Origin of the sequence: Kitasatospora sp. NPDC057965 (genome assembly GCF_042887135.1) — a bacterium.
Lineage (GTDB): Bacteria > Actinomycetota > Actinomycetes > Streptomycetales > Streptomycetaceae > Kitasatospora.
Genome location: NZ_JBHVPZ010000049.1, coordinates 23,284 through 39,288, shown reverse-complemented (window position 1 = coordinate 39,288; position 16,005 = coordinate 23,284). Strand labels below are relative to the sequence as shown.

The following is a 16,005-nucleotide window of genomic DNA, read 5'->3' as shown; positions in this document are numbered from 1 at the left end:
GAGCCGCCTTCCAGCGGGCCCTCCGGGCGCTTCGTTCTTTCGTGTTTCCAGCTTATCAGACGTTTTCCGCTCCGTTTTCCGGAGTTTCATTCATCCGATTTGCTTCGGCCTTTCGGCGCTCCCGAACTCTATCAGAGTCTTTCGGGCCGTTTTCCCGCTCCGTTCTCGAATTTCGTTCGAGGACTTCGACTGGGGGCCGTCCCGTGGGGCAACCCGGAGAACGTTACGCACCGGGTTGCCCCACGTCAAATCACGCCGGGGAGGCTCAGACCTCGACGACGACAGGGAGGATCATCGGCCGGCGGCGGTAGTTGTCGGCCACCCACTTGCCGAGGGTCCGGCGGACGAGCTGCTGGACCTGGCGGATCTCCAGGACGCCGTCGCCCGCCGAGCGGTCGAGCGCCTCCTGCAGCCGGGCCGCGACCGGGACGAACGCGGCGTCGTCGATGCCGGAGCCGCGGGCCTGGATGCTCGGGCCGCCGACGATCTTGCCGTTGGCGGAGTCGACCACCACGAAGCAGGAGATGAAGCCCTCCTCGCCGAGGATCCTGCGGTCCTTGAGCGAGGCCTCGGTGATGTCGCCGACCGAGGAGCCGTCGACGTAGACGTAGCCGGCCTGCACCTTGCCGGCGATGCGGGCGACGCCGCCCTCCAGGTCGACGCAGACGCCGTCCTCCGCGATGACCACGCGGTTGCGCGGGACACCGGTGGCGATGCCGAGGTCGGCCGCGGCCCGCAGGTGACGCCACTCGCCGTGCACCGGCATGAGGTTGCGCGGCTTGCAGATGTTGAAGAAGTACAGCAGCTCGCCCGCCGAGGCGTGGCCGGAGACGTGCACCTTGGCGTTGCCCTTGTGCACGACCTTGGCGCCCCAGCGGGTCAGGCCGTTGATGACCCGGTACACGGCGTTCTCGTTGCCCGGGATGAGCGAGGACGCCAGGACGACGGTGTCGCCCTCGACGATGCGGATCTGGTGGTCGCGGTTGGCCATCCGGGACAGCGCGGCCATCGGCTCGCCCTGCGAACCGGTACAGATCAGCACGACCTCCTTGTCCGGCAGGTCGTCCAGTTGCTTGACGTCGACGACCATGTTGCCGGGGACCTTCAGGTACCCGAGGTCGCGGGCGATGCCCATGTTGCGCACCATCGAGCGGCCGACGAAGGCGACCTTGCGCTTGTACTCGTGCGCGGCGTCCAGCACCTGCTGGATGCGGTGCACGTGGCTGGCGAACGAGGCGACGATGATGCGCTTCTCGGCGTTCGCGAAAACGTTTCGCAGCGCGGCCGAGATGTCCCGCTCGTGCGGGATGAAACCGGGGACCTCGGCGTTGGTGGAGTCCACCAGCAGCAGGTCCATGCCCTCCTCCGCCAGCTTGGCGAAGGTCGGCAGGTCGGTGAGGCGGCCGTCGAGCGGCAGCTGGTCCATCTTGAAGTCACCGGTGGCGACGACCATGCCGGCGGGGGTGCGCACGGCGACGGCCAGCGCGTCCGGGATGGAGTGGTTGACCGCGATGAACTGGCAGTCGAAGGGGCCGATCCGCTCGCGGTCGCCCTCGGCGACCTCCAGCACGTACGGGCGGATGCGGTGCTCGGCGAGCTTGGCCTCGATCAGCGCGAGGGTGAGCTTGGACCCGACCAGCGGGATGTCCGGATTCTCCCGGAGCAGGTACGGCACGGCGCCGATGTGGTCCTCGTGGCCGTGCGTGAGGACGATGCCGTCGACCTTGTCGAGGCGGTCCCGGATGTAGCTGAAGTCCGGGAGGATCAGATCGACGCCGGGCTGCTCGTCCTCGGGGAAGAGGACGCCGCAGTCGACGATGAGAATGCGGTCCCCGTACTCGAAGACCGTCATGTTGCGGCCGATCTCGCCGAGACCGCCGAGCGGGGTGATGCGCAGGGCGCCCGCCTTGAGGGCCGGCGGTGCGCCGAGTTCGGGATGCGGGTGACTCAAAAGACTCTCCTCACGACGCACGCCATATGTCCGGGGTCCTCCCCCGCGAGACATATGGCGTGCGTTCTCAGTGTCGTTTTCCTACCGGGTCTGTGCTCTCGCGCCTGCGGTCCGGTTCAGCGGCGGGCCCGTGAGGGCCCGGCGAGCCGGGGCGCGCACGTCTGTGTCTGTTAGAGGTCTACCCCGCCGTCGGCGAGATCCTTCTTCAGTTGGGCGATCTCCTCGGGAGTCGCGCCGACCAGGGGCAGCCGCAGCGGGCCGGCGGGCAGGCCCTGGAGGTCCAGCGCGGCCTTGGCGAGGATGACGCCCTGGGTGCGGAAGATACCGGTGAACACCGGCAGCAGGCGCTGGTGGACGGCCGTGGCCTTGGCCACATCACCGGCCAGGTAGGCCTCGACCATGGACCGCAGCTCCCCGGCGACCACATGGCCGACCACGCTGACGACGCCGACGGCTCCGACCGACAGCAGCGGCAGGTTGAGGATGTCGTCGCCGGAGTACCAGGCGAGGTCGGAACGGGCGATGGCCCAGGCGGCGGCGCCGAGGTCGCCCTTGGCGTCCTTGTTGGCGACGATCCGCGGGTGCTCGCCGAGCCGGACCAGCGTCTCGTGGCTCAGCGCGACGCCGCTGCGGCCGGGGATGTCGTACAGCATGACCGGCAGCCCGGTGGCGTCGGCGATCTCCACGCTGTGCCGGTACAGGCCCTCCTGCGGGGGCTTGCTGTAGTACGGCGTGACCACCAGCAGGCCGTGCGCGCCGGCCCCCTCGGCCTGACGGGCCAGCTCGACGCTGTGGCGGGTGTCGTTGGTCCCGACGCCGGCCACCACATGGGCCCGGTCCCCGACGGCCTCCACCACGGCGCGGACGAGCTGGGCCTTCTCGGCGTCGCTGGTGGTCGGGGACTCCCCGGTGGTGCCGTTGACGACGAGGCCGTCGTTGCCGGAGTCGACGAGGTGCGCGGCGAGGCGCTGGGCGCCGTCGAGGTCGAGGCCGCCGTCGGCGGTGAAGGGTGTCACCATCGCGGTCAGGACCCGCCCGAAGGGCGTCTGGGGAGTGGAGGTCGGAGCCATGCGTCCAAAACTACTCGTAGGCGGTGGGTCGGCACCCAGGCCGGTCCACGGTTCGGACGGCCGGGCGGCGAACCGGCGGCGAACAGCGGGGACATGGGATTCCGGTGCTGCGTGCTCGGGGGTTCAAGCAGCACCGGAATCCGTGTTCACGAGCGTAGGGAGCGGTCAGAAATGCCGCAATCCAGACATGCCAGACACTCTCCCCGGATGCCCGTCGCCGCAGGTCAGGGGGCGACCCGGCCGTGCTTCTCGAAGGCCGCATGGGTGAGCGGCATGAGCGCGGCCCACTGCTCCTCCATCCGCTCGGCGACCATCTCGATCTCGCGCTGCGGGAACGACGGCACGGCCGAGTTCTCCCGCTTGGTGCGCAGCGACAGGAAGTGCATCAGCGAGCGGGCGTTGCAGGTCGCGTACATCGAGGAGTAGAGCCCGACCGGCAGCACGGCGCGGGCGACCTCGCGGGCCACGCCGGCCTCCAGCATCTCCTGGTAGCGCCCGTACGCCTCGCGGTAGGCGGTCTCCATCGAGGAGGTGACGGTGCCGTGCTGCTCGGGGGTGCCCTCGACGAACTCGTAGCGGCCCGGGCGGCCCTGCTGGACCAGCTTGCGCTCCTCGCCCGGCACGTAGAAGACCGGCTGCAGCTCGCGGTAGCGGCCGGACTCCTCGTTGTAGGACCAGCCGCTGCGGTGGCGGTGGAACTCGCGGAAGACGAAGATCGGCGCGCTGATGAAGAAGGTCATCGAGTTGTGCTCGAACGGCGTGCCGTGCCGGTCCCGCATCAGGAAGTTGATCAGGCCCTTGGACTTCTCCGGGTCCTCCTGGAGCGCCTCCAGGGACTGCTCCCCCGCCGTCGAGACCCGGGCGGCCCAGATGACGTCCGAGTCGGCGGCGGCGCTGCGGACCAGCTCCGCGGTGACGTCGCTGCGGAACTGGGGGGCCGTGGTGTCGTCGCTCACGCGTTGCTCCTCGCAGGCTTGATGGTGGTGCCGTTGGTGCCGGCGGTGTCGGCACCGGTGGTGCGGTGCAGCCGGATCGCGTGCTGCATGGTCTTGCGGGCGCGCGGCACGTCGCCGGCGTCGGCGTAGGCGACCGCCAGGCGGAAGAAGACCCGCCAGTCGCCGGGGGCGGCCTCGGCCTCGGCCTTGCGCCGGGCGAACACGGCGTCGGCCGAGTCGCGGTCGATCCGCCCGCCGTCGGTGCGCTTCAGCTCGTCGACCGGCAGGCCGCCCTCGGCCTCCAGCTCACGGGCGAGCCGCTCGCTGTCCCGGCCGAACCGGACCGTCTGACGCAGGAACCAGAGGCCGATGACCGGAATGACGAAGGCGCACAGGCCCAGGCCGATGCCGAGCGGCTTGCCGGTGGCGATGAGCTGAACGCCCTCGCCGACGCAGATCAGCGCGACCAGCGCCAGGACGCCGGCGAGGACGAAGAAACCGGTACGGGAGGTCATGCCGGGCTCACAGGTCCAGGAAGTGCTCGAGGCCCAGGGTGAGCCCGGGCGTCTCCACGACCTTGCGCACGCCGAGCAGGATGCCCGGCATGAAGCTGCTGTGGTGCAGCGAGTCGTGCCGGATGGTGAGGGTCTCACCGGTGTCGCCGAACATCACCTGCTGGTGGGCGAGCAGGCCGCGCAGCCGCACCGAGTGCACCGGCACCCCGTCGACGTCGGCGCCGCGGGCGCCCGGCAGCGCGTGGGTGGTCGGGTCCTGCTGCGGCGGGCGGCCGGCCTCCGCGCGGGCGGCGGCGATCAGCTGGGCGGTGCGGGTGGCGGTGCCGCTGGGGGCGTCCGCCTTGCGGTCGTGGTGCAGCTCGACGACCTCGACCGACTCGAAGTACCTGGCGGCGATCTGCGAGAACCTCATGCCGAGGATCGCGCCGATGGAGAAGTTCGGCGCGATCAGCAGGCCGAGCTCCGGTGCCTCGTCGAGCCAGCCGCGCACGGTGGCCAGCCGCTCGTCGGTCCAGCCGGTGGTGCCGGTGACCACGTGGATCCCGTGGTGCAGGCAGTAGTCGAGGTTGCCCATCACCGCGTCGGGGTGGGTCAGCTCGACGACGGCCTGGACCCCGGCCCCGGTCAGCTCGGAGAGCTTCGACTCGCGCCCCAGGGCGGCGACCAGCTCCAGGTCCGGGGCGGCCTCGACGGCCTTGACGGCCTCGGAGCCGATCCGGCCCCGGGCGCCGATCACGGCGACACGCAGCGTCATGGTGAGAAGTCCCTTCAGGCCAGCAGGTCGGCGAGCTTCGCGGCCCGCTTGTCGGTGATCGGACCGATCAGCGCCAGCGACGGCCGGTACGCACCCAGCACATCACGGGCGACCTCGTGCACGTCGTCCAGGGTCACCGCCGCTATCCGCTCCAGCATGTCGTCGACCGACAGGTGGTGGCCGTAGCTGAGCTCGGCCTTGCCGATGCGGTTCATCAGCGAGCCGGTGTCCTCCATGCCCAGCACGGTGGAGCCGGAGATCTGGCCGATCGCGCGCTGCAGCTCCTCCTCGGTGATGCCCTCGGCGACCACCTTCGCGAGCTCCTCGTGGCAGATCCGCAGCACCTCCTCGACCCGCTTGGGCTGGCAGCCGGCGTAGATGCCGAACAGGCCGCTGTCCGCGTACGAGGAGGAGTAGGAGTACACCGAGTACGCCAGGCCGCGCTTCTCCCGGACCTCCTGGAACAGCCGCGAGCTCATGCCGCCGCCGAGGGCCGCGTTGAGCACGCCCATCGCCCAGCGGCGCTCGTCGTGCCGGGGCACGCCGGGCACGCCCAGCACCAGGTGGGCCTGCTCGGTGGCCCGGTTGAGCACCTCGACCCGGCCCGCGGTGCGCAGCGCCTTGACGCCGCGGCGGGGGTCGGCGGGGACGGCCTCGGACTTGGCGAGCAGCGGCGCGAAGGCCCGCTCGACCTGCCGGACGACCTTGCGGTGGTCCAGGTTGCCGGCCGCGGCGACGACCAGGTGCTCGGGCTTGTAGCGGCGGTGGAAGAAGTTGGCGATCTGGTCGCGGGTGAGCGAGCGGATCGTCTCCTGCGTGCCGAGGATCGGCCGGCCGAGCGGGCCGCTGCCGAAGATCACCTTGGCGAAGAGGTCGTGGACGACGTCACCCGGGTCGTCCTCGGCCATCGCCATCTCCTCCAGGATGACGCCGCGCTCGGCCTCGACGTCCTCGGGGCGGATCAGCGAGCCGGTGAGCATGTCGCAGACCACGTCGATGGCCAGCGGCAGGTCGGTGTCGAGCACCCGCGCGTAGTAGCAGGTGTTCTCCTTCGCGGTGAAGGCGTTCATCTCGCCGCCGACGGCGTCCAGGGCCGCCGAGATGTCCAGCGCGCTGCGCCGCTCGGTGCCCTTGAAGAGCAGGTGCTCCAGGTAGTGGGTGGCGCCGTTGAGCTGCGGCGTCTCGTCCCGCGAGCCGACACCGACCCAGATGCCGAAGGTCGCGGAGCGCACCGTCGGCAGGGTCTCGGTGACGACGCGCAGGCCGCCGGGGAGGACGGTGCGGCGCACGGTTCCGGCGCCGTCGGCGCCCTTGAGCAGGGTCCGGGTCGTGCCGGGGCGCTGCGTCGCCGCCGAGGCCTGGGCCACGGGGGTACCTCCGTAGAAAGCATCCGTCGAGGAGCGTGGGGGACAACAGGGTGCGGCCCGCACGCCGCTGGGGGCGTGCGGGCCGCGGGGTTCAGCTAGCGGCGCTTCACTCGGAAGCGGCCTCGGCGTTCTCCTCGCCCTCGATGACCGGGATCAGCGAGAGCTTGCCGCGCGGGTCGATCTCGGCGATCTCGACCTGCACCTTGGCGCCGACGCCGAGGACGTCCTCGACGTTCTCGACGCGCTTGCCGCCGGCCAGCTTGCGGATCTGCGAGATGTGCAGCAGACCGTCCTTGCCCGGCATCAGCGAGACGAAGGCACCGAAGGTCGTGGTCTTGACCACGGTGCCCAGGTAGCGCTCGCCGACCTCCGGCATGGTCGGGTTGGCGATCTGGTTGATCGTGGTGCGGGCGGCCTCGGCGGCCGGGCCGTCGGCGGCACCGATGTAGATGGTGCCGTCGTCCTCGATCGTGATCTCGGCGCCGGTGTCCTCCTGGATCTGGTTGATCATCTTGCCCTTGGGGCCGATGACCTCGCCGATCTTGTCCACCGGGATCTTGATGGTGATGATGCGCGGCGCGTTCGGGGACATCTCGTCCGGGGAGTCGATGGCCTCGTTCATCACGTCGAGGATGTGCAGGCGGGCGTCGCGGGCCTGCTTCAGCGCGGCGGCGAGCACCGACGCCGGGATGCCGTTGAGCTTGGTGTCCAGCTGCAGGGCGGTGATGAAGTTGCGGGTACCGGCGACCTTGAAGTCCATGTCGCCGTACGCGTCCTCGGCACCGAGGATGTCGGTGAGGGTCACGAAGTGGGTCTCACCGTCGATCTCCTGGGAGATCAGGCCCATCGCGATGCCGGCGACGGCGGCCTTCAGCGGCACACCGGCGTTCAGCAGCGACATGGTGGAGGCACAGACCGAGCCCATCGAGGTGGAGCCGTTGGAGCCCAGCGCCTCGGAGACCTGGCGGATGGCGTACGGGAACTCCTCGCGGGTCGGCAGGACCGGGAGGATGGCCCGCTCGGCCAGCGCGCCGTGGCCGATCTCGCGGCGCTTCGGCGAACCGACGCGGCCGGTCTCGCCGACCGAGTACGGCGGGAAATTGTAGTTGTGCATGTAGCGGCGGCGGGTCTCCGGGGAGAGCGTGTCCAGCTGCTGCTCCATGCGGAGCATGTTCAGCGTGGTGACACCCAGGATCTGGGTCTCGCCGCGCTCGAACAGGGCCGAGCCGTGCACCCGCGGGATGGCCTCGACCTCGGCGGCCAGGGTGCGGATGTCGGTGACGCCGCGGCCGTCGATGCGGACCTTGTCCTTGATGACGCGCTCGCGGACGATCTTCTTGGTCAGCGCGTTGTAGGCGGCGCTGATCTCCTTCTCGCGGCCCTCGAACTCGGGCAGCAGCTTCTCGGCGGCCAGCGCCTTGACGCGGTCCAGCTCGTTGTTGCGCTCCTGCTTGCCCGCGATGGTGAGGGCCTGCGCCAGCTCGTCCTTGACGGCGGAGGTCAGCGCGGCCAGCACGTCGTCCTGGTAGTCCAGGAAGACCGGGAACTCGCCGGTCGGCTTGGCGGCCTGGGCGGCCAGCTGGGCCTGGGCGGCGCACAGCACCTTGATGAACGGCTTGGCGGCCTCGAGGCCGGCCGCGACGACCTCCTCGGTCGGCGCGTCGGCGCCGCCCTCGACCAGCTTGATGGTCTTGTCGGTGGCCTCGGCCTCGACCATCATGATCGCGACGTCGCCGTCCGGCAGGACGCGACCGGCGACGACCATGTCGAAGACGGCCGACTCCAGCTCGCTGTGGGTCGGGAACGCGACCCACTGGCCCTTGATCAGGGCGACGCGCACGCCACCGATGGGGCCGGAGAACGGCAGGCCCGCCAGCTGGGTGGAGGCGGAGGCGGCGTTGATGGCCACCACGTCGTACAGGTGGTCCGGGTTGAGCGCCATCACGGTGACGACGACCTGGATCTCGTTGCGCAGGCCCTTGACGAAGGACGGGCGCAGCGGGCGGTCGATCAGGCGGCAGGTGAGGATCGCGTCCTCGGAGGGCCGGCCCTCGCGACGGAAGAACGAGCCGGGGATGCGGCCGGCGGCGTACATCCGCTCCTCGACGTCCACGGTCAGCGGGAAGAAGTCGAAGTGCTCCTTCGGCTGCTTGGACGCGCTGGTGGCCGACAGCACCATGGTGTCGTCGTCCAGGTAGGCGACGGCCGAGCCGGCGGCCTGACGGGCCAGGCGGCCGGTCTCGAAGCGGATGGTGCGGGTGCCGAAGGAGCCGTTGTCGATCACGGCCTCGGCGTAGAACACGTTCTCTTCCACCTGGAAGATCTCCTCTTTCGTACGTCTCCGGGAGAGCGCCCCCGCGCATCGCCTGCGTGTTGACCCTGAACGGTCGGGCCGGTCTTCGATCGAAGCCTCCGGTGCACCCCGCTTCGGTCTGCGGGGCCTCCGGCGGCCACTACCGAGGACCGGCGCCTCTCGGCCGGCCGGGTCCGGACGGGCGGTCCGCGTCTGGACGCTCTCTCGGATGCGGGCGGCTTCCGTTTGAAGCCTTCGTCCCGCGGGGGGTTGGGTTCTGCTGCCCGAGTGGCGCGCTTGCGGCGCCATCACCCGGCATGCCCACAACCCTACGGTGCAATCCTCGGCCACCTGGGGAGGTGCGCGCGAGTTGTTATCCCCGGTCGTGGTGTCCGGGCGCCCCGGTGGGCGCGCCGGTTCGGACGGCCGCGGCATACGCGCGAGGGGCGGCTCCCCGGTGTGGGGAGCCGCCCCGTGCGGCGTTCTCAGCGGGCGCCGCCGGCGGCACCGCGGCGGATGCCCAGGCGGTCGACGAGCGTACGGAAGCGCTCGATGTCCTTCTTGGCCAGGTACTGCAGCAGGCGGCGGCGCTGGCCGACCAGGATCAGCAGGCCACGACGCGAGTGGTGGTCGTGCTTGTGGGACTTGAGGTGCTCGGTCAGGTCCGAGATGCGGCGGGAGAGCATGGCGACCTGGACCTCGGGGGAGCCGGTGTCGCCCTCCTTCTGGCCGAACTCGGCGATGATCTGCTTCTTGACGTCAGAGGCGAGAGCCACTGCAACTCCTTACGAGGTGATACCGAGCGGTCCTGGTCTACGGCACAGGACTCTGGGAGAACTCGGTGTCGTGACGGGCGCGGCCGCCGGTCGTCGTCCCACCCGGGGACGGACACACGGCTGCGCTCGAAGGCCAAGCGTACCAGTGCCACCGACACCGGTGTCAGGTGGCCCCGGCGCGCGGGTCAGCCGGTGGCGCCGCGGACCAGCCGGTAGACGTCGAGGACCGCCAGCACCAGCGGGACCAGCGACATCAGGGTGAGGCTGTCGACCAGATCCAGGATGCGCCCCCAGAACGGGGAGACGCCGAGCCGGGGCACCACCAGGGCGATCGCGGTGAGCACCGCGGCACCGAAGGCGATCGAAGCGGTCAGCCAGAGAGTGCGCAGGTCGGCGCCGGTGGAGCCGATGCCGGACCGCAGCACGAACTGCGGGGTGTGCAGGGAGAGGCCGACGATCAGCAGCGACAGTCCGAGCAGGCCGGCGATGCTGAGGCTGAAGACCTGGGCGCTGTAGCGGAACAGCCGGGCGCGCAGCATGGTGGCGAGGCCGAGGAGGAGGGCGAGCAGCTCGGGGAAGGTCTCGTCGGTGAAGCCCAGCACCGCGCAGGCGCCGACGATCACCGCGGCGCAGCCGCCGACCAGGCCGACCAGCACCTCGTGGCCGCGGCGGGCCTGGTGGGCGATCCGCTCGTACTGGACGAGTTCGGCGCGGGCGGTCTCCTCGTCGTGGTCGCGGCCGCGGGCGCGGGTCTGGCCGGGGGCGCTGTAGCCGACGGGCAGCCGGGCGAAGCGGGCGGACAGGCCGGGCAGGAAGCCGATCGCGGCGACGGCCGCGACGCCGGTGACGGCGGCGATGTGGTTGGCCGGGGTGCCCGGCAGCAGGACGGCGGCGAAGGTGGCGAGCGCGCCGGCCGCGGCCAGGAAGGCGGCGGCGACGAACAGCGAGTCCCGCTCGGGCAGCAGGCCGACCAGCAGGACGGCGACCACCAGCACGGCGACGCAGCCGGTGAGGAACTGCAGCCGGCCGGGGCCGGCCAGCGGGCCGCCGGTGGGCGCGAGGACGCCGCTGCCGGCGATCAGGGCGTGCGGCAGGGCGCCGAGGCCGAGCGCGAGGCCGGCCCAGGCGTCCCGGTAGACCCGGGCGCGGACGCCGGCGAAGGCGGTGAGCACGACGGCGACGACGCCGGAGAGCACGCCGGGCAGGCCGTGCATGTCGTGGCGCAGGTCGGCGAACCAGAGGGCGAAGCCGAGCAGGGTGAGCAGCACGCCGGTACCGATGAGGCCGAAGGCGCGCATCAGCTCGGGGCTCCAGAACCGGCGGTCGCTCTCGCCGGCGGTGGCGATCGCGTCGGCGACGTCGTCGTAGACCGCGGGCGGCAGCGACTCTGCGAACGGGCGCAGGCTGAGCAGGTCGCCGTCGCGCACCTGCTGGGCGCCCAGCGAGCGGCTGCCGTCGAGCACCGTGCCGTCGCGGCGGACCAGGTGGAACCCGGTGGGGGCGCCGTCGGGCTGGGTCTGGCCGGAGAGCCGCAGCACCTCGGGGTAGACGTCCGCGAGCGGGACGTCCTCGGGCAGGGCGACGTCGATCCGGCTGTCCGGCGCGACGACGGTGACCCGGCAGAAGCCGGTGGTGACGGGCGTCGTCATGCCCGCACCTCGTTCGCTCGACGCACTGGGCGCTCCCCCTTGGTGACGGTGCCGCGGCACCGGCGGCTGGTCGGTCCGGCCGACCCGCGGGCGCCGGCCGGGCGGAACCGGCCCGGCGGGGCCACGAGTTGGCGCGGCGTTACCCTACCCGCTCGGTTCGTGTCCGGCCCCGTGGAGGGCGGTCGGCCGGGGCGGGCCCGGGCCCCAGTAGGATCGGCCCCTGCGCAAGGCGGCGGGGGCGGCGCGCGCCTCCCCGGGTGCCTGCGGTCGGCGGAGCGGGGGCGGCGTCACACGGGGCGTCCTCACCCGTACGTATCCAGTGGCGTGAGGGCTGATGCCGTGGTGATCGAGCGAAGCGTTCGTGGTCGGGGAGTGGAGCGCGCATGGGCGTGATCACCGTCAAGCGGCCGCCCCGGGCCTACCCGCCCGCGGTGCCGGACGAGCCGGTGGAACTGGTCGCCCCGCCCGAGTTGCCCAGGTCGGGCGGCGAGGACTGGGTGATGAGCATCCTGCCGATGCTCGGCATGGGCGGGTCGGCGGTGTTCTTCTTCTCGCCGGGTGCCCAGGCCCCGATGAAAATCATGGGCGGTCTGATGATCGTCTCGACGGTCGGCATGGCGCTCGCCCAGATCGTCCGGGCCCGCAGGGGCGGCTCCTCGGCGACCGCGGACGAGCGGCGCGACTACCTCAAGTACCTGCAGCAGATGCGCCGCCAGGTGCGCCGGACCGCCGAGCGCCAGCGCGGCGCGCAGCTGTTCCTGAACCCCGAGCCGGACCAGCTCTGGTCGATCGTCGCCGACGGCCGCCGGCTGTGGGAGCGGCGGGCCGGGGACGCCGACTTCGCGCAGATCCGGGTCGGCCGCGGGCCGGTGCAGCTGTCCACCCCGCTGGTGGCGCCGCAGACCGCGCCGATGGACGAGCTGGAACCGCTGTCGGCGGCCGCGATGCAGACCTTCCTGAGCGCCCACGGCACCCTGCAGGACCTGCCGTTGGCGATCTCGCTGCGCGCCTTCTACCACATCACGGTCTGCGGCGACCCGGACACCGTCTACGGCAACGTCCGGGCGACGATCGCCCAGCTGACCACCCTGCACTCGCCGGACGACCTGCTGGTGACGGTGGCGGCCGCGCCCGGCGCGGTGGACGAGTGGGAGTGGACCAAGTGGCTCCCGCACAACCAGCACCGCAAGGAGAGCGACGGCGCCGGTTCGCGCCGCCTGATCGCCACCGGCCTCGGAGAGCTGGAGCTGCTGCTCCAGGACGAACTGGCCGGCCGTCAGCGGTTCGTCCGGGACGCCTCGCCGGCGCCCGACCAGCCGCACATCGTGGTCGTGATGGACGGCGCGTCGGTGCCGCACGACTCGCTGCTGGCGGGTGCCGAGGGCGTGCACGGGGTGACCATCGTCGAGGTGGTCCCGGGCGACCTCGACGAGCCGACCGGGCATCTGATCATCACCGTCTCGCCGGACGAGCTGGTGCTGCGCTCGGCCTCCGGCGCCACCTACTCCGGCGTCCCGGACACCCTCACCGCCTGGCAGTCCGAGGCGCTGGCCCGCCAGCTGGCGCCGTACCGGGCCTCGGCCGGCGGCGACGACGAACCGCTGCTGTCCAACCTGGACTTCACCGATCTGATGAACTCCGGCGACCCGGGCTCCTTCGACGTCGCCCGCAGCTGGCGGCAGCGGGCGCAGCACGAGCGGCTGCGGGTGCCGATCGGTGTCGGGGCCGGCGGCGAGCACGTGTACCTGGACATCAAGGAGGCCGCGCTGGAGGGCATGGGCCCGCACGGCCTGTGCGTCGGCGCGACCGGCTCCGGCAAGTCCGAGCTGCTGCGCACCCTGGTACTGGGGCTGGCGATGACGCACTCCTCGGAGACGCTGAACTTCGTGCTCGCCGACTTCAAGGGCGGCGCGACCTTCGCGGGCATGGCGGACATGCCGCACACCTCCGCGGTGATCACCAACCTGGAGGGCCAGCTGACCCTGGTGGACCGCATGCGGGACGCCATCGAGGGCGAGCTCAACCGGCGCCAGGAGCTGCTGCACCGGACCGGCAACTACGCCAACATCCACGAGTACGAGCGGGCCCGGGCGGCCGGCGCGGCGCTGGACCCGCTGCCGTCGCTGGTGCTGATCATCGACGAGTTCTCCGAACTCCTCACCGCCAAGCCCGACTTCATCGACATGTTCATCCAGATCGGCCGGATCGGCCGGTCCCTCGGGGTGCACCTGCTGCTGGCCTCGCAGCGCCTGGAGGAGGGCAAGCTGCGCGGCCTGGACACCTATCTCTCCTACCGGATCGGCCTGCGCACCTTCTCGGCGGCCGAGTCGCGGGCGGCGATCGGCGTCCCGGACGCGTACCACCTGCCGCCGGTGCCGGGCGTCGGCTACCTGAAGTTCGGCACCGATGTGATGGAGCGGTTCAAGGCCGCGTACGTCTCCGGGCCGTACCGGGCGCCGGGGCAGCAGCGGTCGACCGGCGGCCGGCTGGTGAGCGCGCGGCCGGTGCGGTTCACCGCGGCCGAGGTGCCGGTGACCGAACCGCTGGTGCAGGAGGTCGAGCCGCTGGTCGAGGAGCCGGACGACGCCCTGATGGACACCGTGCTGGACGTCTTCGTGCAGAGGATGGCGGGCCAGGGCCCGGCGGCGCACCAGGTGTGGCTGCCGCCGCTGGACGCCCCGCCGAGCGTGGACCAGCTGCTGCCGCCGCTCCAGGCGACCCCCGAGCGCGGGCTGACCGCGCCGCAGTACGGGGCGCTGGGCCGGCTGCGGGTACCGGTCGGCATCGTCGACAAGCCGCGCGACCAGCGGCGCGACATCCTCGACCACGACTACTCGGGGGCGGCCGGCCACGGTCTGGTGGTCGGTGGTCCGCTGTCCGGCAAGTCGACGGTGATCCGCACCACGGTGGCCTCGTTCGCGCTCACCCACACCCCGCTGGAGGTGCAGTTCTACCTGCTGGACTTCGGCGGCGGCGGCTTCCAGTCGCTCCAGGGGCTGCCGCAGGTCGGCGGGGTGGCCGGGCGGCTGGACGCCGAGAAGGTGCGCCGGATGGTCTCCGAGGTGCACGGTGTGCTGAACCGGCGCGAGGAGCTCTTCCGGGCCACCGGGATCGACTCGATCGGCACCTACCGGTCCCGCCGGGCCTCGGGCGCGCTGCCGGAGGAGCAGTTCGGCGACGTCTTCCTGGTGATCGACGGCTGGAACACCTTCAAGCAGGAGTTCGAGCCGCTGGAGCCGGTGATCGGCGACATCGCCCAGCGCGGTCTGGGCTACGGCGTCCACCTGATCGTCACCGCGGCCCGGTACGCGGAGGTCCGCCCGGCGCTCAAGGACCTGCTGCAGAACCGGACCGAGCTGAAGCTCGGCGACTCGATGGAGTCCGAGGTGGACCGCCGGGTGGCGCAGAACGTGCCGGCCGTACCGGGGCGCGGCGTCACCGCGGACCGGCTGCACTTCCTCACCGGTCTGCCGCGGCTGGACGGCTCCGGCTCGGTGGAGGACCTGCCGGACGGCGTGACCGGGCTGGTCTCGGCGGTCGCCGGGGCCTGGACGGGCCCGCGCGCGCCGCAGGTGCGGATGCTGCCGGCGGTACTGGACGGGCACTCGCTGCCGAAGGGCTTCGAGCACCCGGAGCGGGGCGTCGCGTTCGGCGTGGACGAGGCGGAGCTGGCGCCGGCCTTCGTCAACTTCGAGACCGACCCGCTGTTCATCGTGTTCGGCGACACCGAGTCCGGGAAGTCCGCGCTGCTGCGGATGCTGGTCAAGCAGATCACCGAGCGGTACACCCCGGACCAGGCCGGCATCGTGGTCGGCGACTACCGGCGCGCGCTGCTGGGCGTCGTCCCGCCGGAGTACCTGGTGGAGTACGCGGCCGCGCAGCCGGCCATGTCGAGCGTCGTGGAGATGCTGCGCGGGGCCTGCGCCCGCCGGCTGCCCGGTCCGGACGTCACCGCCGAGCAGCTGCGCAACCGCAGCTGGTACAGCGGCAAGGACATGTTCGTGGTCGTCGACGACTACGAGCTGGTGGCGACCTCCTCGGGCAATCCGCTGGCGGCGCTCGCGGAGTTCCTGCCGTTCGCGCGGGACATCGGCCTGCGGGTGATCGTGGCGCGCAGCGCGGGCGGTGCCGGGCGTTCGCTGTACGAGCCGTTCATGCAGCGGATGCGCGAGCTGGGCGGCCAGGGCGTGATGCTGTCCGGCAACCGGGACGAGGGCCCGCTGCTGGGCACCGTCAAGCCGCAGGCGCTGCCGCCGGGCCGGGGCGTGTACGTCTCCCGCCGGATGACCGGCGGGCAGATGGTGCAGACGGGCTGGCTGCCGGCGCCGTAGCCGCCGGTTCCGGTCACGGAGCGTGTTCGAAGGGGTCGGGTCCTCGGATCCGGCCCCTTCCGCCGTCCCGGGTGTCGAAACGTTACCTAGATCTTTCCGCCGGAGAGCTGCGGTTCCCGTACCCGGCCCGGGGCTCGGCAGGCGCCGCAGGGGCTTCCGGACGACCTGCCTCCGCATCCGGGCAGCGCCTTTGAATAGACGCATGCAACACGGCGTTCACCTTGGATTCAAGCGCGATGTAGCGAAAGTAACAAGTCGGACATGCATAGTGATGACGCTTAGTGATCATCAGATCGCATGTTTATGCACTCCTTGACAACGGATTCCGAAGCGATTCCGCCATTGACTCGATCAATACGGCCAA

Annotated in this window: 10 protein-coding genes; 1 reads left to right on the top strand and 9 read right to left on the bottom strand. The window is 71.5% G+C overall.

Going from position 1 to position 16,005, the window contains the following annotated elements; translation table 11 throughout:
• Nucleotides 1-265: 265 nt before the first annotated feature.
• From ACFVVU_RS37165 to eccD, 9 genes are all read right to left on the bottom strand, one after another.
• On the bottom strand, nucleotides 266-1,951 hold the full coding sequence (locus ACFVVU_RS37165) for a ribonuclease J (RefSeq protein ID WP_387794195.1): 1,686 nt from the start codon (nucleotides 1,949-1,951) through the stop codon (nucleotides 266-268).
• A 170-nt stretch (nucleotides 1,952-2,121) separates the two neighbouring features.
• Entirely contained in the window at nucleotides 2,122-3,021 is a 900-nt protein-coding gene (gene dapA / locus ACFVVU_RS37160; protein ID WP_387794194.1) for a 4-hydroxy-tetrahydrodipicolinate synthase, read from the bottom strand.
• A gap of 224 nt (nucleotides 3,022-3,245) precedes the next feature.
• Nucleotides 3,246-3,977, bottom strand: coding sequence for an FAD-dependent thymidylate synthase (gene thyX, locus ACFVVU_RS37155; RefSeq protein ID WP_380687606.1), 732 nt, complete (start codon nucleotides 3,975-3,977; stop codon nucleotides 3,246-3,248).
• Nucleotides 3,974-4,471 (bottom strand): hypothetical protein, encoded by a 498-nt coding sequence (locus tag ACFVVU_RS37150; protein ID WP_380687608.1) that lies wholly within the window; start codon nucleotides 4,469-4,471, stop codon nucleotides 3,974-3,976. Before ACFVVU_RS37150 ends, thyX begins: the two co-directional genes overlap by 4 nt.
• A 7-nt stretch (nucleotides 4,472-4,478) precedes the next feature.
• Nucleotides 4,479-5,225 (bottom strand): 4-hydroxy-tetrahydrodipicolinate reductase, encoded by a 747-nt coding sequence (gene dapB / locus ACFVVU_RS37145; RefSeq protein ID WP_387794193.1) that lies wholly within the window; start codon nucleotides 5,223-5,225, stop codon nucleotides 4,479-4,481.
• Nucleotides 5,226-5,239: 14 nt separating this feature from the next.
• Nucleotides 5,240-6,592 (bottom strand): M16 family metallopeptidase, encoded by a 1,353-nt coding sequence (locus tag ACFVVU_RS37140; protein ID WP_387794192.1) that lies wholly within the window; start codon nucleotides 6,590-6,592, stop codon nucleotides 5,240-5,242.
• Nucleotides 6,593-6,698: 106 nt separating this feature from the next.
• Nucleotides 6,699-8,906, bottom strand: a complete 2,208-nt coding sequence (locus ACFVVU_RS37135) for a polyribonucleotide nucleotidyltransferase (protein WP_380689906.1) — start codon at nucleotides 8,904-8,906, stop codon at nucleotides 6,699-6,701.
• 464 nt (nucleotides 8,907-9,370) lie between these two features.
• Entirely contained in the window at nucleotides 9,371-9,661 is a 291-nt protein-coding gene (gene rpsO, locus ACFVVU_RS37130; protein ID WP_209416808.1) for a 30S ribosomal protein S15, read from the bottom strand.
• A 185-nt stretch (nucleotides 9,662-9,846) separates the two neighbouring features.
• Nucleotides 9,847-11,310, bottom strand: a complete 1,464-nt coding sequence (eccD, locus tag ACFVVU_RS37125; protein WP_380683037.1) for a type VII secretion integral membrane protein EccD — start codon at nucleotides 11,308-11,310, stop codon at nucleotides 9,847-9,849.
• A 383-nt stretch (nucleotides 11,311-11,693) separates the two neighbouring features.
• On the opposite strand from eccD, the gene eccCa reads away from it, so the two are divergent.
• The gene (eccCa, locus tag ACFVVU_RS37120) at nucleotides 11,694-15,641 is read left to right on the top strand and encodes a type VII secretion protein EccCa (RefSeq protein ID WP_380683038.1); all 3,948 of its coding nucleotides are present in this window, start codon (nucleotides 11,694-11,696) and stop codon (nucleotides 15,639-15,641) included.
• Nucleotides 15,642-16,005 lie beyond the last annotated feature (364 nt).